The organism is Aquabacterium sp. NJ1 (assembly GCF_000768065.1).
Classification (GTDB): Bacteria; Pseudomonadota; Gammaproteobacteria; order Burkholderiales; family Burkholderiaceae_C; genus Aquabacterium.
Genome location: NZ_JRKM01000001.1, coordinates 3,539,986 through 3,562,370, shown reverse-complemented (window position 1 = coordinate 3,562,370; position 22,385 = coordinate 3,539,986). Strand labels below are relative to the sequence as shown.

The window sequence follows — 22,385 nt, the reverse complement described above, 5'->3', positions numbered from 1 at the left end:
GCCGGCACTGTAATGCAGGGCCTGCAGGCGGGCACAAGGCGCGCGCAAAGGCCTGGCGCCGTGCTCAGGCGCATCCAACAACGATCGGGAGGGTTCAGTTGCGGGCCAGCAGGCGCGTGGCCACCTGCACCACGCCTTGTGACGCGGCACAGCCGGGGTGCAGCTCCAGCACCAGCTGGCGTTTCTGCACGGCCTCGCGCACGCTGGTGTCCAGCGGGATGTCGCCCAGGTAACTCAGCTTGGGCGCCACACCATTGGGCCCTTGCACAAAGCGCTCGACCACCTGCTGAAGCTGGTTGCAGATGGTGCGCCCGTCACCGGCACGCCCCACCTGGTTGACCACCATGTGCAGGTTCTCGCGCGATTGCTGCGTGGACAGCACCTTGATGGTCGCGTAGGCGTCCGTCATGGATGTGGGTTCGGGCGTGGCCACCACGATGACTTCGTGCGCCATGGACACGGCGTACAGCACCACGTCGGAGATGCCCGCGCCGGTGTCGATCAGGATGACGTCAAAGCGTGGCTTGACGGCCTCGAAGATGGTGACCAGCTGATCACGGATCTCGGGCGTCAGGCGGGAGTATTCGACCAGGCCGGAGCCAGCCAGCAGCACCGAGAAGCCGCCGGGTGCCGGCAGGATGGCTTCTTCCAGCTGAGCCTTGCCGGTGAACACGTCATGCAGCGTGATCTTCGGGTAGAGGTTGAGCACCACGTCCAGGTTGGCCAGGCCCAGGTCGGCGTCCAGCACCAGCACCTTGAGCCCTTGCCGGGCCAGGGCCGCAGCCAGGTTGGCGCTGAAGAAGGTCTTGCCCACCCCGCCCTTGCCGCTGGTGATCGCCACCGTTCGGGCCAGGCGGACGGGGGTAGCAGGGGTGGAGGTTTCTGGTGCAGTCATGGACGCCATCATTCCGAGGTTTTCGGCACGGAATGGTCCGCACCTGAGTCCGAAATTGGGTCAAATTGCCCGAAGCCTGAAAACAGCATGCCTTTTTCTTCGGCACTGACGACCGTCAATGGTGGCATGTCCAGGCAGGTGCGGTTGCGCCCCTCGGCCTTGGCCCTGTAGAGCTGTTGGTCTGCGCGCTCGCACCAGAAGGCCGGCGAGGAGCGAACCCACTGCGGTGCAAACGCCCCGCCGATGCTGACGGTCACCGCCAGTTGCTGGCCACCCACGATGGCCACCGGGCGGGCGGCCACCTTCTGGCGGATGCGCTCGGAGACGGCCTGGCCGAAGGTGGGCGGGCAGTTGGGCAGAATGATGGCGAACTCTTCACCACCAATGCGCGCCACCAGGTCCATCGGGCGCACGCAGTCCTGCAGGCAGGCCGCCACCGACTTGATGACCTCGTCACCGGCAGCATGGCCCCAGGTGTCGTTGACGCGTTTGAAATGGTCGATGTCGGCCACCAGCAGCAAGGCCGGCTCGCCGTTGCGGGCGACGCGGTCGACTTCGCGGGCGATCGCGGCCTCGAACTGGCGGCGGTTGGCCAGGCCAGTGAGCGCATCTCGGCTGGAGACATCACACAGGCCGTCGATCACCGCCTGCAGCCAGTCTTCGGAGCCCGGCTCCACCCCCAGTGGCGCCACCCAGCCAGCCTGGGCCAGCAGGTTCAGGGCCTTGCGCAGACGCAGCCCACCAGAGGCGGCGTGGCTGTCATCCAGAGGCATGGAGGCGGTGTCGATCGAAGCGATGGCGAAGCTCCAATGGCGCAAAGAGGGTAATGCTGGATACCGCGCCAACAGGCAGCGCGAATAAATCTCTGCGCGCTAGTCTAGCAGTGCTGTAACAGGCTGAATGTGGAGAAAACGGCAAAACACGGCGGAACTTGTCGCTTAAGCGCGCGCGCCAGCAGGCAGGCTCAAGCTCTTGGGAAGTGTGTCGATATGACTGACGGAGCTGGATCGGCCCCATGACGAACTTTTGCGATCTGACATGAGCACTGCGACCGACACCATGAACCTGGTCACGGACCGAGAGTTCGATTTCCACCCCCGAGATTTCTCTCGGGTGCGCTCACTCATATATGAGCGTGCCGGCATCAGCCTGCACGAAGGCAAACAGGCCATGGTGTACAGCCGCCTGTCGCGCCGCCTGCGCGAAACCGGCTACACCACCTTCGAGACCTACCTGAAATGGCTGGAAAGCGGCACAGCCTCCCAGCAGGAGTGGCAGGAGTTCGTCAACTGCCTGACCACCAACCTCACCTCTTTCTTCCGTGAGGAACACCACTTCCACACGCTGACGGAATGGCTGCGCAACCGCGGCTCGCAACCCACGCGCATCTGGTGCGCCGCGGCCTCCACCGGCGAAGAGCCCTATTCGCTGGCCATGACGGTGGCCGACGTCTGGGGCTTGAATGCGCCGGTCAAGATCCTGTCGAGCGACATCGACACCAATGTGCTGGCCACCGCATCACGCGGCGTGTACGACGCCAACTCGCGCGGCCTGAGCCAGCAGCATCTGCGCAACTACTTCCTGCGCGGCAAGGGTGCCAACTCCGGCAGCATCCGTGTCAAGCCCGAACTGGCCCGCATGGTCGAGTTTCGCCCCTTCAACCTGATGCAGACGAACTGGCAGCTGGGTGAGCCGTTCGACATCGTCTTCTGCCGCAACGTGATGATCTATTTCGATGCCCCCACGCAGCGCAAGGTGCTGGAGCGCATCCACGGTGTCATGAAGCCCAAGGGCCTGCTGTTTGTCGGCCACTCCGAGAACTTCACAGAATCACGCGACCTCTTCACCCTCAAGGGCAAGACGGTCTATGACAAGGTTTGACGCCGGCAGGTGACAAGGACCCCTCGATGATCAGCAGCCCACCTCTCGGCACCCCGCGCGCAGGTTCGCCACCGCCACCCGTCGCATCCGGACTCGGTGGTGCCCCGGCCATGGGCCAGCGTACCGACCGCCTGCTCAAGCTCAAGGCCCGCGTGCCCAAGCCCGGCGAGGCCTCCTTCTTCTTTTATGACGCGCACTTCAAGTCCGAAGCCGTCAAGATCCTGCCCGGTGAGTATTTCGTCTACAACGAAGACCTGCTGATCATGACGACGCTGGGCTCGTGCATCGCCACCTGCCTGTGGGACCGCCAGGCCAGGATTGGCGGCATGAACCACTTCATGCTGCCCGACAACGGTGGCAGCGGTGCGGACTCCGGGCGCTATGGCTCGTACGCCATGGAACTGCTGATCAACGAAATGCTCAAGATGGGCGCCTCGCGCCTGACCCTGGAAGCCAAGGTCTTTGGCGGCGGCGCGGTGATCAGCGGCATGAACAGCATCAACGTGGGCGAACGCAACACCGCGTTCGTCATGGACTACCTCAAGACCGAACGCATCCCCGTGGTGTCCAAGGACGTGCTGGACATCTACCCGCGCAAGGTGTGCTTCCTGCCTCACAGCGGCAAGGCCATGGTCAAGCGCCTGGCTCCGACCAATCCGGACGCCATCGTCCAGCAAGAACGTCTGGCCGCCCAGAAGGTGGTGCCGGTGTCTTCTGGTGGCGGCTCGATCGACCTGTTCTGACAATCAGCGGAGAGAGTTCATGCCCAAGACCCGAGTGATCGTTGTAGACGACTCCGCGCTCGTTCGCAGCATGCTGAGCGAGATCATCAACCGCCAGCAGGACATGGAGTGCATCGGTGCCGCGGCCGACCCCCTGGTGGCACGCGAGATGATCCGCAACATGAACCCCGACGTGATCACGCTGGACGTGGAGATGCCCCGCATGGACGGCATCGACTTCCTGTCCAAGCTGATGCGCCTGCGCCCCATGCCCGTGGTGATGGTGTCGACGCTGACCGAGCGCGGCGCCGATGTGACGCTCAAGGCGCTGGAGCTGGGCGCCATCGACTTCGTGGCCAAGCCCAAGATCGGCGTGGCCGATGGGCTCAAGCTGCTGGCCGACGACATCACGGACAAGATCCGCATTGCCTCGAAGGCCCGTATCCATCGGCTGGCCACGCCGAGCACCGTGGCCGCACCTGCTGCGGGTAGCGCTGCGACCAATGCGGCGGCACCCCGCCCTGCGCCGGTGGCCTCGCCCAGCCTGGGTCGCCTGTCCACCGAGAAGATCATCTTCATTGGTGCCTCCACGGGCGGCACCGAAGCCACCAAGGAAGTGCTGATCACGCTGCCGGCGGACTCGCCTGCCGTGGTGATCACCCAGCACATGCCCCCCGGCTTCACGCGCAACTATGCCAACCGCCTGGATGGCCTGTGCAAGATCAGCGTCAAGGAAGCGAGCGATGGCGAGCGCATCCTGCCCGGCCATGCCTACATCGCACCAGGCGGCATGCACCTGAGCGTGGAGCGCTCGGGCGCCAACTACATCGCCCGCGTGCAGGACGGTGACCCGGTGAACCGCCACAAGCCCAGCGTGGAGGTGCTGTTCAAGTCGGCCGCCCGCATCGTGGGGCCCAATGCGATTGGCGTGATGCTCACGGGCATGGGCGCCGATGGTGCCAAGGCCATGCGCGAGATGCGCGACGCCGGCGCCTATTGCGTGGCCCAGGACGAAGCCAGCTGCGTGGTGTTCGGCATGCCGCGTGAAGCCATTGCCGCGGGCGCCGTCAACGAGATCCTGCCGCTCAACAAGATCACGGCCCACGTGCTGGACCACCTGCGCGCCACGGTGGGCCAGGCGCTCAGCCGCGTCTGATCCACAGGCGGCTCAAAGGCGGCCCCACGCTGCCGGCCCAGGCCTCAGGGCCGGCCGACGAAGAGCATCAAGGTCGGCCCCACCACGGGGCTGTGCACCACGGCCAGGTACACCGGCCCGAAGGCCGTGTCCGCGCCCAGGTACAGGCTCATGCCGGTGCGCTTCTTGCCCCGGCCCACGTCCTCGGGCTTGTCCCAGGCATTGCCCACTTCAAAGCTGCTGCCCAAAAACAGGCCGCGTGTGAGCGCCATGTCCGTCAGGCGGACCATGTAGCCCAGGCGCAGCAAGGCAATCTGCTGGCCGCTGACCTGGAAGGGCGCATAGCCCGACAGCATCTGGAAGCCACCCAGGCCATAACGCGGGATGTCCGGGCTGACGCCATCAGACAGGCCCAGCCTGGCGCCCAGGTTGAGCGTGTGCGTGCCCCAGCTGTGTACCGTCTGTGCCTGCAACTCCAGGTGCCGCACACGCCCTTCAGGGCCTGGTGAATCACCCCGGCGCAGGCTGCGGCCCTGCATCCAGTTGCCCTCCACACGCCAGCCATGCGTGGGGAAGAAGGCGTTGTCCAGCTGGTCGAACACGGTCTTGATGCGCCAGCCGCGCTCGCGCCAGCGGGCCACACGCGAGGCCGCATCGTCACCGCGCGCCAAGGCATAGTCGGCCGAGGTCAGCGTCGGGCCATCACGCCAGGCCTCGTCGACCAGTCCCAGGCGCACCTCGCCCAGCTCGCGCCAGTTGGCACCGACGTCCAGGTTGTAGCTGGTGATGCTGCGTTCGACCTCGGCGGCCAGCTCGCCATCCGGGTCCAGGTAGTAAGACAGCGTGCGCCGCTGCGTCGACAACGAGCCGGCCATGAAACCGCTGAGCCCGTCCGGCAAGCGCCAGCTGGTGGGGCGATACAGCTCGGTGCCCAGCGCGGGCGAGGTGCCCAGGCGCAGGAAGTTGCGCCATTCGGTGCCCGCGTTGTCCAGCCAGTGACGGTTGTGCACCAGCTTGAGGTTGAACGCGCTGCGCCCGCGGTTGTCGGCACTGAAATCCAGGCCCATCTGCAGGTAGTCCGGCCCCCAGGTCTTTTCCTTGAGGTCAAAGACCAGGCCTTCCTTGCCATCCGGGGTGCGCACCAGCCGGTAGTCGGTGCGCTGGTAGTCGCCAGAAGCCGCCAGCACGGTGATGTCGCGCTCAGCCTTGGCCACATCGAACACTTCACCGGGCTGCGTCTGCAGAATGTCGGGGCGAGTTTCAGGATGCGTCAGCTGCGTGCCCTCGAAGCGCACGAAGGTCAGCGGCACCGCCTGGGTCATGCGCTTGACGCGTTGCGCCTTCCAGGCCGCGTAGTCAGCCTCGCTGAGCTTGAGGTCCTGCATGCGCAGCACCATGGCCTCGGCCTGCAACTCGCCCAGCCGCATGAATTCGGGCGCGCGGTTGAAGTCGGCTGCCGTCAGGCCTTCCAGCGTGGGGTCGATCAGCACGTCCTGCGGCGTGAGCGTGGCCAGGCTCTGGCGCACGTTCTGCTCGGTCAGGATGTTGATCATCTGGGCCGTCACCCCGGTCAGCGAGGACAAGGTCTCGCGCTTGGCCAGGGGCGTGCCGATGTTGACCACGATGAGGCGCTGCGCGCCCAGTTGCCGGGCCACATCCACCGGCGTGTTGTTGACCAGGCCGCCATCACCCAGGATGCGGCCATTGACCTCGACGGGCGCGAACACACCCGGCACCGACATGCTGGAACGCAAGGCCGTGGCCAGATCGCCGTCCTTGAGGATCACGGCCTGGCCGGACTCCATGTCCGTGGCCACCGCCCGAAACGGTGTGGGCAGGTCGTCAAAGGTCTTGATGTGGCGGGCCGACAAGGTCAGGCGCCGCAGGTGCGATTCCAGGCCTCGGCTGGAGATGGAGCCGATCGGGGCCTTGAGCCCATCCGGGCCCACGCCGATCTCGATCAGCGGCGAGACCTCGAAGTCCTGCTCCTTGCGGCGCTGCGACAGCTCGCGGCGGTCCACCCGGCTGGCGAACACATTGTCCCAGTCCAGCTTGCGCACCTCGGCCTCGACCTCGCGCGCCGACAAGCCGCTGGCATACAGCCCGCCCACGATGGCACCCATGGAGGTGCCAGCGATCACGTCAACGGGGATGCGCTCGCGCTCCAGCACCTTGAGCACGCCCACGTGGGCCAGGCCACGCGCGCCGCCACCCGACAGCACCAGGCCGATGCGCGGGCGGTTCAGCACAGGGGGGATGCCCTGGGTTGCCGAGGCCGTGCCGGAAGGCAGCACCTGCGGCCCTTGCTGTGCCTGCGCAGTTGCCCACAAGGCCAGGCCAATCAGGCCCAGGCAGAGTGAACGGCTGGCACGACAAGACAGGATGCGAATGGCTTGCATCCACGCATTGTGCCGTGTCAAATCCTTCGGTACGGTGGGGGGTTTCAAGTCTCAGGCTTGATGTGGATCAGAGCGTATCGGGCGCAACAGGCGTCAGATCAACCCTGTGATTTGAACGGAGAACAACCATGCACGCCTGGATTGACTTTTTCACCACCGACTATGGCCTGATGAGTCTGGCCGTGATTGCCTTCATGTTCGTGATGCTGGGCTACATCTACCACTACGTGGCCAAGCATGTGAAGGAAGACACCGAGCGCCACGACCGCCTGGTGCGCGAAGCCCATGGTGGTTGACTGACACAGGCTGTTGGCCTGACATTCTGGTTCATCCAGGCCGGTGACCCGGGATGGGTGACCGGCCCGCGCCTCTCTTTACCGCGACTGCGCGATGATCCGCTCGATGCTGCGCTCTGCGAACGCCATCGTCGACAAGGTCGGGTTTGCCACCAGTGAATCCGGGAACATGGACGAGTCCATCACGTACATGCCCGGGCAGCTCTTGACCTCGCCGAGGTTACCCGTAGCCAGGCCGAGCGAGCAACCACCCAGTGGGTGGCAAGTGGCGTTATCCTCTTCCGTCTTGCCGCCAAGCCAACGCTTGTTGTACGTAGCGCCGTTGGCCTTGTTGATGCGGTCATAAACGGCGTGCCCGCTCGTGACCGGCTCGGTCTTCGCACTGCTGGGCCACTGCGGAACGGACTGATTGGTCTGAGCGTCGAAACTGAACCTGCCCAATTCTGGCGTCTGCGTCATGGAGAAGTTCGGTGAGTACACCTGCTGCTTGCGATGATCCAGCGCGTCAATGCCAGTACAAGGCGACACCGAAGTCTTGGTGCCCATTGGCGTGAACACGTAGCGAACCATGAAAATCTTGCCATGGGAACGCCAACGCGTGCCCCCGTACTCGTTGAGATCCGGCAAGGTGCCTGTCGCGCGGTACTTGACCAGCAACTGCGTCGTCCCCATGCTGCCGCCGCCCAGGGGCAGGCGATCACAATTGATGTGCGCGCGTGGACAGCACCGCGCCCCTCGCATCTATCTGCTTGGTCGACACATGGTAGCGCCCATCCTCGCCCCGCGTGATGGAGGCGGCCTCGGTCAAAGGCTGGATGCTGGCCAGACCGGTGCCCACGGCCTCGGCCAGGTAGTTCTTGTCAAGGCTGCTCTTGTCATAGTTGCTGCCAAAACCGCCCTCGCGGCCCAGCGCTGACTTGGGCACGGAGCCCGTCTCTTCCTGCTCCATGTAGGCCATGTCATAGCCAGAATCCAGCGAGCGCCAGAGGATGCCAGCCTTGGCGGCCTGGGTGCAGGCCACGCGGGCGTAGCGGTGGTAGGCACTGGGCTGGAAATACGGCGGGCGAATCTTGTTGTCCTTGAGCCCGACCAGCGCGCGCGGGTAGTAGGTGTTGTACAGCTCGTTGATGTCGATGCTGGCAGGCAGGATGCGTTGCAGCGTCTCGCGATAAGGCGTGATCAACATGGCCAGGTTCACCAGTGAGCCACCACCCACGCCACGGCCCAGATACACATCCATATTGGGCGACGAGGCCACATCCAGAATGCCTGCTGAAACGGGCGTCTTCAACAAACTGCTGATGGGGATGAACCCTGCCACGGTCGAGAACACCGCCGTGACGTGATCCTTGAGCCACCTGGCAAGGGCATCGGGCGAGAAGGCAGACCTTGCCGTCCAGCTATTGACTGCGCCTGACAACCATGGGGATTGGTCAGGCTGAAGAGCCCCCTTGAAAAAATGGGCGCGTCACGCGTTTACCCCCTATTCGAGCATGCCGCGCACCAAAGCCGCGCCACTAGCAGGTCGCGTGCGCCGGTTGCCAGCCCCGCGCGTTGGCAATTGGTGCGTTGACGCACATCAATAAAGCACAAACCCCTCCTTGACAGCGTAAAAAGCATGGCACAGCGTTTGCTCATTATGACTTGTTATGACAAGTTTACCCAAACACCCCAAAACGCCGGCCGCGTCGGTGCTGCAACTGTCGCCTGCGCCTTTGTACGCGCAGATCAAAGAGCATCTGCGCGAGCGCATCCTCGACGGCACCTACAAGCCCCACGAGCAGATGCCATCGGAGAGCGAGATGATCGCGTCCTTCGGTGTCAGCCGCATCACAGTCAGACAGGCGCTTAATGACTTGCAAAACGAAGGCCTGATCTTCCGCATCCACGGCAAGGGCACCTTCGTTTCCAAGCCCAAGGCGTTTCAGGACCTGGGCAAGTTGCAAGGCTTCGGCGAGGCCATGCGCCAGATGGGCTACGAGACCTACTCGCGTGTACTGAGCCTGCGTGACGTCAAACCATCTGCGCAAGTGCAAGAGCGATTGCAACTGGGCAAGCGCGACAAGGTGTGCGAACTGCAACGCCTGCGCTTTCTGAACCGCGAGCCCATCTCACTGGACATCAGCTATGTGTCGGTCGAGTTGGGTGCGCGCCTGATCAAGGAAGACCTCGCCACACGAGATGTGTTTGCCATCGTCGAGAACGACTACGGCATCTTGCTGGGGCACGCCGACGTGCAGATCGGCTCGATGGTGGCTGACGAACGCCTGGCCGAACAACTGCGCGTGCCGGACGGCTCGCCCGTGCTGTTCATCGAGCGCACGACGCACACGATGGATGGCCAGCCCTTCGATTACGAGCACCTCTATTACCGAGGTGACGCATTCACCTACAAGGTCCGTGTCGAGCGGACACCCCTTCACCCCCAAGACTGAGAGAGAGCCAACATGGACACGATCGAGCTGGAGTACGACATTGTTGTGGTCGGCGGTGGCACAGGCGGCCCGATGGCCGCTGTGAAAGCCAAAGAGAAGAACCCGAAGCTACGGGTGCTGCTGATCGACAAGGCCAATGTGAAGCGCAGCGGCGCCATCTCGATGGGCATGGATGGCCTCAACAACGCGGTGATACCGGGCCACGCCACGCCCGAGCAGTACACCAAAGAGATCACGGTGGCGAATGACGGCATCGTCGATCAAAAGGGCGTGTACGCCTACGCAGCTAACAGCTTCGCGATGATCGAAGAGCTGGACAAGTGGGGCATCAAGTTCGAAAAGGACGAGACCGGCGATTACGCCGTACGCAAGGTGCACCACCTGGGCAGCTATGTGCTGCCCATGCCCGAAGGCCACCACATGAAGCGGGTGCTGTACCGCCAACTCAAGAAGGCACGCGTGGACATCACCAACCGCGTGGTCGTGACCCGGGTTCTGACCGGGCCTGATGGCCAGGCCTGCGGCATCATGGGCTTCGATTGCCGCACCGCTGATTTCTACGTCATCAAGGCCAAGGCCGTGATCATCACGACGGGTGCAGCAGGCCGCCTGGGCCTGCCTGCATCGGGCTATCTTTGGGGCACCTACGAGAACCCCACCAATTGTGGCGAAGGCCATGTCATGGCCTATCACGCCGGGGCCGAGTTGACCAATCTGGAGTGCTTCCAGATCAACCCCCTCATCAAGGACTACAACGGCCCGGCCTGCGCCTACGTGACCGGCCCATTCGGTGGCTACACAGCCAATGCCGAAGGCCAGCGCTTCATCGAGTGCGACTACTGGAGCGGCCAGATGATGCTGGAGTTCTTCAACGAACTCGAAGGGGGTCGCGGCCCGGTCTTCTTGAAGCTCGATCACCTGGCCGAAGAGACCATTGCCGAGATCGAGCACATCCTGCATACCAACGAGCGGCCCAGCCGCGGGCGCTTCCACGAGCAACGCGGCAATGACTACCGCAAGAAGATGATCGAGATGCACATCTCGGAGATCGGCTTTTGCAGTGGTCACAGCGCATCAGGCATCTACACCAACGAGCGCGGCGAGTGTTCCATCCCCGGCCTGTATGCGGCGGGTGACTGCGCCAGCATCCCTCACAACTACATGCTGGGCGCCTTTGTATATGGCAAGTTCTGCGGCGAGAACGCGGCCAGCTATGTGGCCGACCAGGCACCAGCCCAATTGAACACCGATGCCATCGCGGCAGAGAAGGCCCGCATCGCCGCGCCACTCAATCGCAGCGAAGGCCTCACGCCTTTCCAGGTCGAGTACAAGACGCGCCGCATCGTCAACGATTACCTGCAGCCACCCAAGGTCACGCGCAAGATGGAGATAGCGCTGCAACGCTTTGACGAGATCCGCGAAGACCTGGATCACATGAGCGCCGATAACCCGCACGAACTGATGCGCGCCATGGAGGCCTACGCCATCCGTGACTGCGCCGAGCTGGCCACGCGCGCCTCGTTGTTCCGCACCGAAAGCCGCTGGGGCCTGTACCACCTGTGCGTGGACCATCCCGAGAAAGACGACGAGAACTGGTTCTGCCACAGCAATGTGGGCAAGGCAGCCAACGGCGACATGGTTTTTCGCAAACGCGAGGTTGAGCCTTATGTGGTCGAACTCAACGAACAAGAAAAGTCAGCCTACCAGCGCCTGCGGGTCGCCACACCCGCACAAGCCGCTTGATTCCATCGCCACCGTTTGCAGGAGCATCCCATGAGTATCGCTGTCACCCGAACCCAAGCCCCCGTGGTCGTCGATCAGTCCAAGTGCATTGCCGACAAAGGCTGCACCGTCTGCGTGGACGTTTGCCCGCTGGATGTACTGGCCATCGACATGGTCAGCAACAAGGCCTTCATGAAGTTCGATGAATGCTGGTATTGCATGCCGTGCGAGAAGGACTGCCCAACCGGCGCCGTGCACGTCAACATCCCCTACCTCGTGCGCTGAGGGCCTGATCATGCAAGGCCACACCATTGAAGACCGACTGCGCCATGCCGATGCCGAAGTGCGTCGTCTGGCCGTGATCGACCTGCCCTACAGCGACGAGGTCGATGACATCGCCCCCCTGTTGACAGCCGCCCTTGGCGACGACAGCGCCGTGGTACGTCTGGAGGCCGCCAAAGCCCTTGAAGGCTTTGAAGAGCCCGAGGTGCTGACTGCCCTTGTGCCCTTGCTCAAGGACAGCGACGAGGCCGTGCGCGAAGCCGTGGCCTACACACTGGCCGAGCTGAAGGATGTGGCTTCCAGCTCCGCGCTATTGCCCTATTTGAGCGATACCGACCCATGGGTACAGGCCTCTGCGATGCATGCCGTCAAGGCCTTGCGTGCGCCTGCTGCCATGGCACCCGCGCTGGCGGCCTTGCAAAGCCCACATGCACAGGTCAGGCGCGAGGCCGTGGGCGTGATCGCCTACCTCAAGCAAATGCAGACGATCGGCGCACTCACGCAGATGGCCGTGCACGACGAAGATGCCGATGTGCGCCGGGCCGCCGTGGGTGCCCTGGGTTTTGCCAACGGCAGCAGCGACGTCAGCGTACAGCCCACCTTGAGCCGCGCCTTGGGCGACAGCGAATGGCAGGTACGCGAAGAGGCCGCCAACACCATGGGCAAGCTGGGCCTGCTGCCCGGCAGCGCCAGCCTGATTGCGGCCATGGAGGATGCCTACTGGCAAGTGCGCCTCAAGGCTGCACGGGCGCTGGGCCGCCTCAAAGTCAAGGAAGCCTTGCCCGCATTGGGGCAGGCCCTCGAACACCCCATCAGCAACCTGCGCAAGGAAGCCGTGATCGCACTGGGCGAATTGCGCGACGCGCGCGCCATTCCATCGCTGGAACGCGCTTTGCATGACAGCGACCCGGACGTGCGCAAGCTGGCCAAGCTGGCTTTGACCCAGCTGAGCATGCCCGACCCAATCCTCTCGGGAGCCGCGTCATGACCCACGTCGTCACCAATGCCTGCATCCAGTGCAAGTACACCGATTGTGTCGCTGTGTGCCCGGTCGACTGCTTTCATGAAGGGCCCAACTTCCTGGTCATCGACCCCCTCGTGTGCATCGACTGCGGCGTGTGCATCGCCGAGTGCCCGGTTGACGCGATTGCGGAAGAGTCCGATCTGAGGCCAGATCAGATGGACTTCCTGGTCATCAATGCCGACCTGGCCCAGACCTGGCCGGTGATCACCGCCTCGCAAGCGCCGCTACCCGACGCCGACGAATGGGCAGACAAGCCAGACAAGCGCCACTTGCTGATCACGGAGGCGCCCGCCTGACACACGCCGCCTGGACTACAAGCCACAACGACATCCAAACGCTGAGCCGCGCCAACCTGAAGCATCCATGAATGGAGTGAAGTGATGATCCTGCCTGTAACCCCCATACGATTTGCCGCGCGTCGCGCTGCCCTCGCGCTGCTTGGTGCAGCCGCCATGCATCTGCCGACGTCGGCGCGCGCTGGCGAAGTGATCACCCTGGGCATCGGCACCCAGAACACCACCACCAACACGGTGACAGGCGGCATCGTGATCAAAGAGTTGCACTTGCTAGAGAAGTACCTGCCCAAGACAGGCAAGTACAAGGACATCACTTTCAAGCTCGACTGGCAGAACGCCACATCGGGCCCGCCCGTGACAAACGGCATGATCGCCAACAAGCTGCAGATCGGCATGATGGGCGACTACCCCTTGATGGTCAACGGCGCCACAGGCCAGCAAAACAAGGGCAACGAGACGCAGCTGATCGCGGTCATCGCCTACAACGCCTTTGGTGCGGGCAATGGCGTGGTCGTGCACAAAGACAGCCCCTACTACGACCTGGCCGACCTCAAGGGCAAGACGGTGTCCGTGCCGTTTGGCTCGGCTGCACACGGCATGATGCTGCAGGCCATGCAAGAGCGCGGCTGGGGCCCCGACTTCTGGAACCTGGTCAGCCAAAGCCCCGAAGTGGGCACCACCAATCTACAGGAACGCAAGATCGACGCACACGGCGATTTCGTACCCTTTGCGGAACTGCTGCCCTACCGCGGCTTTGCACGCAAGATCTTTGACGGCGTGCAGACCAAGGTGCCCACCTTCCATGGTGTGGTGGTGCGCAAGGACTTCGCCGAGAAGTACCCTGAAGTGGTCGTGGCCTACATCAAGGCCTTGATGGATGCCAACGACTGGGTGCGCAAGGACCCAGTGGCTGCGGCCACCAAGATCGAGGAGTGGACCAAGATTGAGAAAGAAGTGGCCTACATCTTCCTGGGCCCGGGCGGCATCCACACGCTGGACCCCACCATCAAGCCACGCTGGATCGACACCGTCAAGACCGCCCATGGCGTGCTGCAGAAGCTGGGCCGAGTCAAGGACTTCGACGTCGATGCCTGGGTCAACGAAACCTATGTCCGCCAGGCATTCAAGGAACGCGGCCTGGACTATGACGCCCAGAAGCAGACGCTGGCCAACTACGAGGTCACGGGCAAGGATCCAATCTGCAAACAGCCCATCACCCAACCCAAGGAGGCGGGCCAGATCTGGCTGGCTGACAGCGGCGTCGTGTCCTTGAGCTCTGCCATGTGCACACTGCGCGGCATCAACCACTACGAAAAGCTGGGCAAGAAAGTGCTCGTGTCCTATCTGTATGACAAGGCGCTGGGCATCAAGCTGTTTGCTGACAAGGCTTTCTTCGCGCTGGACAACAGCGATGCCAAAAAGCCCACGCTCGTGCCTTTCCTGCTCAAGAAGGATGCCGAAGCTCATGCTGCCAGAACCAAAGGCAGGCTGGTGACCTACACGGAAGCTTTGGCCATGACCAAAGCAGGAGGCTGAAGTCATGCGCGTTGCCAACTGGGCGCAAGCCCCCATCCCTCACCGTGACCCGCGCCCCGCCGCCACGCCCGCACTGACACAGGTCAACGGGCCGACCGTGATCCTGCATGACGCGCCGCCACCCACACGTCGAGCCACACTGCCCGATACCGCTTCACGGCCAGGCTGGCTGCGCGCCTGGCTGACCCGGCAATGGCTACCCATGTTGCTGGGTGCTGTATCGATTGGCGCCGTGCTGCTCATGTGGGACCTGGCCACACGTTACAAGCTTGACCTCTACATCCGTTTCGCCAACATCCCCACACCTGCTGCCGTGTTCGAGAAACTGCTGGAGGTCAACAAGTCCCCGCAGTTCATGACCAACATCGGCATCAGCGTGCGCCGCATCATGCTGGGCTTTGTTGGCGCAGCCTTGTCGGGCATGGTCCTGGGACTGCTGATTGGCCGATACCGCTTCGTACGCATGCTGACCCTGCCCGCGCTCGAAGTGTTGCGCCCCATCCCCGCCATTGCCTGGGTGCCCATGTCCATCATGTTGTGGCCGGACAATGAAGTCAGCATCGTCTTCATCACCTTCATCGGCGCCTTCTTCCCCATCCTTCTCAACACCATCCACGGCGTGGAGGGCATCGACCCCGTGCTGCTGCGCGCCGCGCGCTGCCTGGGTTGCCCCGAGCGACACATGCTGTGGCAGATCATGCTGCCCGCCGCCCTGCCCCATATCTTTACCGGCCTGGCAGTGGGCATGGGTGTGGCCTGGGTCTCGCTGATCGCCGCCGAGATGATCTCGGGCCAGTTCGGCATTGGTTACTTCACCTGGGAAGCCTACTCGCTGATCTCTTATGCCGAGATCGCGCTGGGCATGATCACCATCGGCGTGCTGGGCCTGCTGTGCAGTGGCGCGATTCGACTGGCCGCACGCATGGTCATGCCCTGGCAGGCCAGTTCATCCAAAGGGGGCGCATGATGTCACTCGGCACTGAACAGGCCAGCCTGGGCCACATCAAGGCCCACGAGGTAGGCATCCGCTTTCAGACACGCACGGGCAGCATGGAGGCCGTCCAGTCGGTTTCACTACATGTTGAGCCAGGTGAGTTTGTCTCGCTGATCGGGCCATCTGGCTGCGGCAAATCGACGTTGCTCAATGCCGTGGCGGGTTTCATCGAACCCAGCGCCGGCACGCTCACGGTCGATGGCAAGACCATCCACGGCCCAGGGCCGGACCGGGGCGTTGTCTTCCAGCAGTACTCGCTCTTCCCATGGATGACCGTGCGCAAGAACGTCGAATTCGGTTTGAAGATGCACGGCATGGCACGCATGGAACGCGAATGCCAGGCCCGCACGCTACTGGGCCTGGCGGGTCTGCTCTCGTTCGAGAACCACTACCCCGACCAGCTTTCTGGCGGCATGAAGCAACGCGTGGGCATCGTGCGCGCGCTGGCCACCAGCCCACAAGTCCTGTTGATGGACGAGCCCTTTGGCGCGCTCGATGCGCAGACACGCGTGGTCATGCAGGAGATCCTGACCAATATGTGGCAGCGCCTGCGCATCTCGGTGCTGTTCATCACGCACGACATCGACGAGGCCATCTTCCTGTCTGACCGTATCTATGTGATGACGGCCCGGCCCGGTCGCATCAAGGCCGAACTGGCCGTCGAGCTGCCCCGCCCCCGCACGCCCGCCATGATGGCCTCGCCCGAGTTCATCACGCTCGTACAGACCGTGCGCGCCTTGATACGTGAAGAGAGCCTGGCTTCGATGAGGGGCGAGCTCAAGGAAGGCGGCCTGGCCGGGCTGAGCACCGAAGTGGGCCCACAAGGAGCCGCCCATGTCATGTGAAACCGCCGCCCCGGATAGGACCTTGCCCAACCAGGTCGTCATCCACCAGCTTAGCCGCAGGCTGGAGTTGCGCTGGGCCGACGGCTACAGCATCAGCCTGGGTCACGGGCAGCTACGCAGTGCCTGCAAATGCGCCTGGTGCGAAGGCCGCAGGCGCCGCACACCCAATGAGGCCACGGCCATCGACCCCGATGTGCAACTGACCGCCATCACGTCCATCGGCGATGTCGGGCTGCAATTGCATTTCAGCGATGGCCACGACCGCGGCATCTACCCATGGACCTATCTGCAATCACTGGCCACCTGATCAAAAAAAGGATCACGACCATGTCCAGCATCTACTTTGAATCGACCGTCACCGAAGTCCACCACTGGACAGACCGCCTCTTCTCGTTCAGCGGCACGCGCGAGCCGGGCTTTCGCTTTCAAAGCGGGCAGTTCGCCATGATCGGCCTGCCCATCAACGACAAACCCTTGATGCGTGCCTACAGCATGGCCGGTGCGCACCACGATGAGCAGCTTACCTTCCTGAGCATCAAGGTGCCAGATGGGCCACTCACCTCGCACCTGTCGCGCATCAAGCCGGGTGACAAGGTGCTGGTGGGCCGCAAACCCACGGGCACGCTGTTGCTGCAAAACCTGATGCCGGGCAAGACCCTTTACCTGCTGGCCACCGGCACGGGCCTGGCACCTTTCATGAGCATCATCCAGGATCCTGATGTCTACGAGCGATTCGAAAAGGTTGTACTGGTGCATGGCTGCAGGCAGATGGCCGAGCTGGCCTACCGCGATCACATCGAAAACGTGCTGCCGCAGCACGAATGGCTGGGCGAGCAAATCAGTAAGCAATTGATCTACTACCCCACGGTCACGCGTGAGCCCTTCATACACCAGGGCCGCATCCCCGACCTGATGCGCTCAGGCAAGCTGTTTGCCGACATCCAGCTGCCCGACCTGAACCCAGATACCGATCGCTTCATGCTGTGTGGCAGCCCCGAAATGCTGCGTGACACCAAAGGCCTGCTGGACGAACGAGGCCTGAGTGAGGGCAACATGAGCACGCCCGGCCACTACGTGATCGAACGCGCTTTCGTCGACAAGTGAGCGCCAGTAAGCCGCAACGCGACATGAGCCTGCCCAATCTGCCGGTCCTGAGCTGGCCTGCTTTCAAGCACCAGGGGCGCTCGCTGGCCCCTGGTTTGATACTGTGCGGCGTGATCGGCATGGCCGCCGCCTTTGTGGAGATGCGATGGGGCGGCCCGCGTGTGCTGTACGCCCTGCTGATGGGCATGGCCTTTCATGAGCTGAGTGGCACCTCGCGACATGGTGCCGGCGTGAGCTTCAGTGCACAAACGCTGCTTCGACTCGGTATCGGCCTGCTGGGTGCGCGCATCACGCTGCACCAGATGGCCTCGCTGGGCTGGCCCACCGTGGCATTGATTCTTGCGGCCGTGGCCAGCACCATCGTGTGCGTGGCCCTGGTAGTCAAGGGCTTGGGCATGCCCTGGCGCATTGGGCTGATAGCCGGCGGCGCCACCGCCATCTGCGGGGCCTCGGCGGCCCTGGCCATTGCGGCGGTCGTGCCGCGTGACCGACTCACCGAGCAGCGCACGCTCGCCATCGTCGTGTGCGCAACCACCTTGTCAACCATGGCCATGCTGAGCTACCCGCTGCTGTGCAACTGGCTGGCGCTGCGGCCCTATCAATCGGGCCTGATGCTGGGCGGCAGCATCCACGATGTGGCCCAGGTCATGGTGGCGGGCTACACCATGAGCCGCGACGTGGGCGACATTGCCATCATCGTCAAGCTCCTGCGCGTGTCCTTGCTGGCGGTGGTTGTGCTGCTGGTCTCGGCCTTGTTGCGCTGGCATCAGGCTACTCACCCTTTATCGGCCGCCTGGCCTCACCAAAAGGTCAAGCCCAGTTGGGTACCCTGGTTCATGCGGCTCTTCATCGGGCTGGCCGCGCTGCAGTCCTTGCAATGGCTGCCGCCTGCGACAGGCCGCTTGCTGTCCGACCTGTCCCAGTCATGCCTGGCTCTTTCTGCGGCAGCCCTGGGCATGCGTAGCTCGATCGGCATGCTGCGCCAGGCTGGCTGGCGCATCATGGTGCCCATGTTGATCGGCGCAGTGTGGCTGGCCGGCATGGTGTTGTGCGGTGGGCTGCTGATCTCGTCTCGATAGCCCGACGCCAACAAACCTCCGGCTTCAGGTGTTACCAGATACCTCGATGCGCGGACCAACAGGTGCCGGGCGGCCCGCCTCGCCCTGCGCGATGGCGGCCACAAGGTCACGTGCCAGTTGGCGATAGCGCTGTGCCAACGCACCTGATGGGTCGCTGCGTACAATAGGTACACCTTCGTCGGCCTGCACGCGCACGCGCATGTCCAGCGGCAAGCTGGCCAGCAAGGGGACGCCGGTGACCTCGTTCAGACGCACGCCACCGCCTTGGCCAAAAGGGTGACTCTCAAAACCGCACTGCCGGCACACATGCACGGCCATGTTTTCGATGGCACCCAGAACAGGCACATCGGCCTTCTGGAACATGCGCACACCCTTGATCACGTCCAGCAAAGCCACATCCTGGGGTGTGGTCACAATCACCGCGCCACTCAAAGGCGTGCGCTGGCACAGACTCAAGGGGATGTCGCCAGTACCGGGCGGCATGTCAATCACCAGGTAGTCCAGGTCCAGCCAACGGGTCTGCCTGATCAATTGCTCCAGCATCTGGCTTGCTGCCGCTCCTCGCCAGATGACCGGACTGTCATCGTCTGTCAAAAAGCCGATGGATATGAGCTGAATGCCATGCGCCCAAATGGGGTTGATCGTCTGCCTGTCGTCATTGCTGTCTGGTCTGCAGCCCACCACACCCATCATCTTGGGCACGCTGGGCCCATAGATGTCAGCGTCCAGCAGGCCAACACGTGCCCCCTCATCTGCAAGGGCCAGCGCCAGATTCATCGCCGTGGTGCTTTTTCCCACACCGCCTTTGCCTGAAGACACGGCCAACACATGCCGCACACCCTGGATGCTGTGACGAACAAGATGCGATGGCTTTGCCGGCGCTGTGGTTGACTCGTTTGACATGTTCAATGATCCTTCATGCAGTCTGCAGCAAGATGCAGGCCCGACACCGAAGCCCATGAAAAAGGGCTCCATGCAGGAGCCCCTTTTTGATTGATACATCGGTGAGACACCAACACCTCCCTCAGGAGGTGCCCCGCCTTACTCGATTTCGGTCTTGGTGGCGCACTCGGCGTCAGCCGGGTTGATGCTGCAACGCGCGCGTTTGATGATGTTCAAGCCTTGCTTGTTGTACAGGCCTTGCTTGGCGATCTCGATACGCGATTCGCGGAACATCAGCACGTACTTGGGAATGCTCTCGGCAGGCAGGTCGTCCCACATCTTGGCGGGGATGCCCTTCTCGGCCGTCTGGATGATGCCCAGGGCACGGTCGAACTGCGACAGCCAGTACTGACGCGACTTCTCGCCAAAACCTTCAGGGAACTTGGTCTTGTTGAGGATGACCTGCACCGTCGGGATCATGATCGGGAAGCGGCCGATGCCACCGGTCGTGCCAATGCCCTTGTACAGCTCGAAGGGCTTGAAGGCCACCGCAGGCAGGGTCACCATGTCCACGAAGCCATTGTTGAACTTCGGGCCGATGTTGGTGACGTCCACCGACACGGGCTGCGCGCCGATGCGCTGGATCATCACGCCCTGGGCCTTGTCGTAGTCGAAGGCGGCGATCTTCTTGCCCGACAGGGCTTCAACCGAATTGATCTTGCGGTCACGCACGATGGGGTACGCGGCGCCCAGCGGGAAGATGCCACCCACTTCGTAATTGCCTTCCACCATCAGCTTGCTGGCCTGAGGCGAGGCAAACACCTGGATCACCTTGCGCACGACTTCGTAGCTGGCGTCGATGTCGACCTTGCCGTTCTTGATCACGGTGGTCGAACCGATGCTGTCCAGCGAACCAGCCACCATGTTGAACTGGCGGGTACGGAAGGCCGTGGCGATCACGCCGTCACACTGGCCGGCACGAAAGTCTTCGATGGCGACGCGCTCGTCCACATAGCTCTTGAGCTCGATGTCGGCGCCATTTTTCTGCATGGCCAGCGCGTAGTCGGTCGCGGAGGCGTACACATCACCCGTCTTGCCGGCGACGTCCCAGACGCAGACCAGGGTCTTGGCTTGCGCCGACGCGGTGACACCCAGGGTACCGCCCAGTACAGCGACAGCAGCCAGAGAAAGAGGGGAAAGGCGAGCGAGGGTGCGTTGGATCAGGGCCATCAGGAGACCTCCTTGGAGGATTCAGAAAGAAAAGGAAACAAGGGTCACGGTTTTAACGTAAAACGCCACCACCCCAAGGACAGTACGAACCCTTGGTCACGAGTAAAGAGGGGGGTCAAAAGCGTGCCCACGCTTGCGACGGGTGAAATTTCCCTGACAGACGTTACCTGGCGTTAACGTGCTTGCAAGCCGTGAAAGCACACCCCAACAGCACTGCGGGCGGACCCGTGCCGCGCTCGTGACGCCAAACTCAGGCCAGAACCAGATTGTCCCGGTGGATCATCTCGGGCTCGCTGGTGAAGCCCAGCACCGCCTCGATCTCGGACGACGCCTTGCGCGCGATCAGACGGGCTTCGCTGCTCGCGTAGTTGGCCAGCCCACGGGCCACGTCCTGCCCAGCCCGGTTGCGCACGGCGATCACGTCGCCACGGTGGAAGTCGCCCACCACCTCGACCATGCCGATGGGCAGCAGGCTCTTGCCTTCATCACGCAGTTTGACTACGGCGCCATCGTCGATCACCACGGCACCGCGCAGTTGCAGATGGTCGGCCATCCACTGTTTGCGGGCCGTGAGTTTGGCGGTGGCGGCCACGAACAACGAGCCGATGGCCTCGCCTTGCGTGAGGCGCACCAGCACGTCCGGCTCACGCCCCCAGGCAATCACGGTGGAAGCCCCGCTGCCGGCCGCGCGCTTGGCGGCCAGCACCTTGGTGATCATGCCGCCTGTGCCCACGCGTGAACCGGCCCCACCGGCCATTTGCTCCAGCGCGGGGTCCCCAGCCGTGCAGACGTCGATGAAGCGGGCGTTGGGGTCCTTGCGGGGGTCGGCGCTGTACAGGCCCTTCTGGTCGGTCAGGATGACCAGGGCATCGGCCTCGACCAGGTTGGCCACCAGGGCGCCCAAGGTGTCGTTGTCACCGAACTTGATCTCGTCGGTGACCACGGTGTCGTTCTCGTTGATAACGGGCACCACCTTGTGCGACAGCAGGGTCAGCAGCGTGGAGCGGGCATTGAGGTAACGCTCGCGGTCGGCCAGGTCGGCGTGCGTGAGCAGCACCTGGGCGCTGCCCATGCCGTGCTCGCGCAGCTTGGTCTCGTACATCTGCGCCAGGCCCATCTGGCCCACCGCGGCGGCGGCCTGCAACTCGTGCAGCTCCTTGGGGCGCGCCGCCCAGCCCAGGCGCTTCATGCCTTCGGCAATGGCGCCGCTGGACACCATGATGACTTCGCGCCCGTCGGCGGCCAGGGTGGCCATCTGGCGGCACCAGGTGCCGATGGCCTCGGCGTCGACGCCCTTGCCTTCGTTGGTGACCAGGCTGGACCCCACCTTGACGACAATGCGGCGGGCGTTCTTCAACACATCGTTCATGGGTGGGCTCGGGCGTTCAGGCTGAGGTCAAACGGAAGAGATCAACGGGCGGCTTTGCGGGCTGGCGCCTTTTTGGCCACAGCCTTCTTGGCGACCACCTTCACGGCGGCTTTCTTGGCCGGCACGGGCGCCTTGCGGGCAGCAGTCTTGCTCACCACCTTTTTGGTCGCTGCCTTTTTCGCCGGGGCCGGGGCCTTCTTGGCAGCCACCTTCACGGCGGCTTTCTTGGCTGGCGCTGGCGCCTTGCGGGCAACAGTCT

The 22,385-nt window shown here is 63.3% G+C and carries 22 protein-coding genes and 1 pseudogene; 15 read left to right on the top strand and 8 right to left on the bottom strand.

Translation table 11 applies throughout. The features are described from left to right. Positions 1-94 precede the first annotated feature (94 nt). On the bottom strand, positions 95-895 hold the full coding sequence (locus JY96_RS15305) for a MinD/ParA family protein (protein ID WP_081961651.1): 801 nt from the start codon (positions 893-895) through the stop codon (positions 95-97). 8 nt (positions 896-903) lie between these two features. Continuing rightward, a complete protein-coding gene (locus tag JY96_RS15300; RefSeq protein ID WP_052162964.1) occupies positions 904-1,668 on the bottom strand; it encodes a GGDEF domain-containing protein in 765 nt (254 codons plus the stop codon). A gap of 265 nt (positions 1,669-1,933) precedes the next feature. On the opposite strand from JY96_RS15300, the gene JY96_RS15295 reads away from it, so the two are divergent. Genes JY96_RS15295 through JY96_RS15285 form a run of 3 tightly spaced genes read left to right on the top strand, consistent with a single transcriptional unit; the run spans position 1,934 to position 4,654 of the window. Further along, positions 1,934-2,776, top strand: a complete 843-nt coding sequence (locus tag JY96_RS15295) for a CheR family methyltransferase (protein WP_052162586.1) — start codon at positions 1,934-1,936, stop codon at positions 2,774-2,776. A gap of 26 nt (positions 2,777-2,802) precedes the next feature. After that, positions 2,803-3,519 (top strand): chemoreceptor glutamine deamidase CheD, encoded by a 717-nt coding sequence (cheD, locus tag JY96_RS15290; protein ID WP_052162963.1) that lies wholly within the window; start codon positions 2,803-2,805, stop codon positions 3,517-3,519. Positions 3,520-3,538: 19 nt separating this feature from the next. After that, positions 3,539-4,654, top strand: coding sequence for a chemotaxis response regulator protein-glutamate methylesterase (locus tag JY96_RS15285; protein ID WP_035038693.1), 1,116 nt, complete (start codon positions 3,539-3,541; stop codon positions 4,652-4,654). Positions 4,655-4,698: 44 nt separating this feature from the next. Here JY96_RS15285 and JY96_RS15280 read toward each other — a convergent pair whose 3' ends face one another. Then, a complete protein-coding gene (locus JY96_RS15280) occupies positions 4,699-7,032 on the bottom strand; it encodes a patatin-like phospholipase family protein (RefSeq protein ID WP_035038691.1) in 2,334 nt (777 codons plus the stop codon). Between the two features lie 128 nt (positions 7,033-7,160). Here JY96_RS15280 and JY96_RS22885 point away from each other — a divergent pair, with 128 nt between their 5' ends. Then, positions 7,161-7,328, top strand: coding sequence for a DUF3149 domain-containing protein (locus JY96_RS22885; RefSeq protein ID WP_081961301.1), 168 nt, complete (start codon positions 7,161-7,163; stop codon positions 7,326-7,328). A 78-nt stretch (positions 7,329-7,406) separates the two neighbouring features. On the opposite strand, the gene JY96_RS22410 is transcribed toward JY96_RS22885, so the two are convergent. Together JY96_RS22410 and JY96_RS22405 are read right to left on the bottom strand one after the other, a co-directional pair. Continuing rightward, a complete protein-coding gene (locus JY96_RS22410; RefSeq protein WP_052162585.1) occupies positions 7,407-8,000 on the bottom strand; it encodes a GMC oxidoreductase in 594 nt (197 codons plus the stop codon). A 25-nt stretch (positions 8,001-8,025) separates the two neighbouring features. After that, on the bottom strand, positions 8,026-8,619 hold the full coding sequence (locus JY96_RS22405) for a hypothetical protein (protein ID WP_152606525.1): 594 nt from the start codon (positions 8,617-8,619) through the stop codon (positions 8,026-8,028). 358 nt (positions 8,620-8,977) lie between these two features. Here JY96_RS22405 and JY96_RS15270 point away from each other — a divergent pair, with 358 nt between their 5' ends. The 11 genes from JY96_RS15270 (at position 8,978) to JY96_RS15220 (ending at position 18,645) form a co-directional block, all read left to right on the top strand. Continuing rightward, on the top strand, positions 8,978-9,763 hold the full coding sequence (locus tag JY96_RS15270) for a GntR family transcriptional regulator (RefSeq protein ID WP_052162583.1): 786 nt from the start codon (positions 8,978-8,980) through the stop codon (positions 9,761-9,763). 12 nt (positions 9,764-9,775) lie between these two features. Beyond that, complete coding sequence (locus JY96_RS15265) at positions 9,776-11,506, top strand: fumarate reductase/succinate dehydrogenase flavoprotein subunit (protein ID WP_035038690.1); 1,731 nt, start codon at positions 9,776-9,778, stop codon at positions 11,504-11,506. 30 nt (positions 11,507-11,536) lie between these two features. Further along, entirely contained in the window at positions 11,537-11,770 is a 234-nt protein-coding gene (locus JY96_RS15260; RefSeq protein WP_035038689.1) for a ferredoxin family protein, read from the top strand. A gap of 10 nt (positions 11,771-11,780) precedes the next feature. Continuing rightward, positions 11,781-12,755, top strand: a complete 975-nt coding sequence (locus JY96_RS15255) for a HEAT repeat domain-containing protein (RefSeq protein ID WP_035038688.1) — start codon at positions 11,781-11,783, stop codon at positions 12,753-12,755. Further along, positions 12,752-13,087 carry a ferredoxin FdxA gene (gene fdxA, locus JY96_RS15250; RefSeq protein WP_035038687.1) on the top strand — a complete coding sequence of 112 codons (336 nt, stop codon included), beginning with the start codon at positions 12,752-12,754 and terminating at the stop codon, positions 13,085-13,087. The genes JY96_RS15255 and fdxA overlap by 4 nt, the downstream gene beginning before the upstream one ends. Positions 13,088-13,171: 84 nt before the next feature. Beyond that, on the top strand, positions 13,172-14,623 hold the full coding sequence (locus JY96_RS15245) for an ABC transporter substrate-binding protein (RefSeq protein WP_052162582.1): 1,452 nt from the start codon (positions 13,172-13,174) through the stop codon (positions 14,621-14,623). Between the two features lie 4 nt (positions 14,624-14,627). Continuing rightward, positions 14,628-15,590, top strand: coding sequence for an ABC transporter permease (locus JY96_RS15240; RefSeq protein ID WP_035038686.1), 963 nt, complete (start codon positions 14,628-14,630; stop codon positions 15,588-15,590). Beyond that, positions 15,590-16,462 carry an ABC transporter ATP-binding protein gene (locus JY96_RS15235; protein WP_035043110.1) on the top strand — a complete coding sequence of 291 codons (873 nt, stop codon included), beginning with the start codon at positions 15,590-15,592 and terminating at the stop codon, positions 16,460-16,462. Before JY96_RS15240 ends, JY96_RS15235 begins: the two co-directional genes overlap by 1 nt. Then, positions 16,452-16,769 (top strand): DUF971 domain-containing protein, encoded by a 318-nt coding sequence (locus JY96_RS15230; protein WP_035038684.1) that lies wholly within the window; start codon positions 16,452-16,454, stop codon positions 16,767-16,769. The genes JY96_RS15235 and JY96_RS15230 overlap by 11 nt, the downstream gene beginning before the upstream one ends. 20 nt (positions 16,770-16,789) lie before the next feature. Further along, a complete protein-coding gene (locus JY96_RS15225; RefSeq protein ID WP_035038674.1) occupies positions 16,790-17,566 on the top strand; it encodes a ferredoxin--NADP reductase in 777 nt (258 codons plus the stop codon). 23 nt (positions 17,567-17,589) lie between these two features. Continuing rightward, positions 17,590-18,645 (top strand): YeiH family protein, encoded by a 1,056-nt coding sequence (locus JY96_RS15220; RefSeq protein ID WP_052162581.1) that lies wholly within the window; start codon positions 17,590-17,592, stop codon positions 18,643-18,645. Positions 18,646-18,669: 24 nt separating this feature from the next. On the opposite strand, the pseudogene JY96_RS15215 reads toward JY96_RS15220, so the two are convergent. From JY96_RS15215 to proB, 3 genes and pseudogenes are all read right to left on the bottom strand, one after another. After that, a pseudogene (locus JY96_RS15215) lies at positions 18,670-19,512 on the bottom strand (ATP-binding protein); the annotation flags it as partial. Positions 19,513-19,686: 174 nt separating this feature from the next. Then, positions 19,687-20,757: a putative solute-binding protein gene (locus tag JY96_RS15210; protein ID WP_081961297.1), complete on the bottom strand. Its 1,071-nt coding sequence runs from the start codon at positions 20,755-20,757 to the stop codon at positions 19,687-19,689. Between the two features lie 250 nt (positions 20,758-21,007). Continuing rightward, entirely contained in the window at positions 21,008-22,126 is a 1,119-nt protein-coding gene (gene proB / locus JY96_RS15205) for a glutamate 5-kinase (protein ID WP_035038672.1), read from the bottom strand. Between the last annotated feature and the right edge of the window lie 259 nt (positions 22,127-22,385).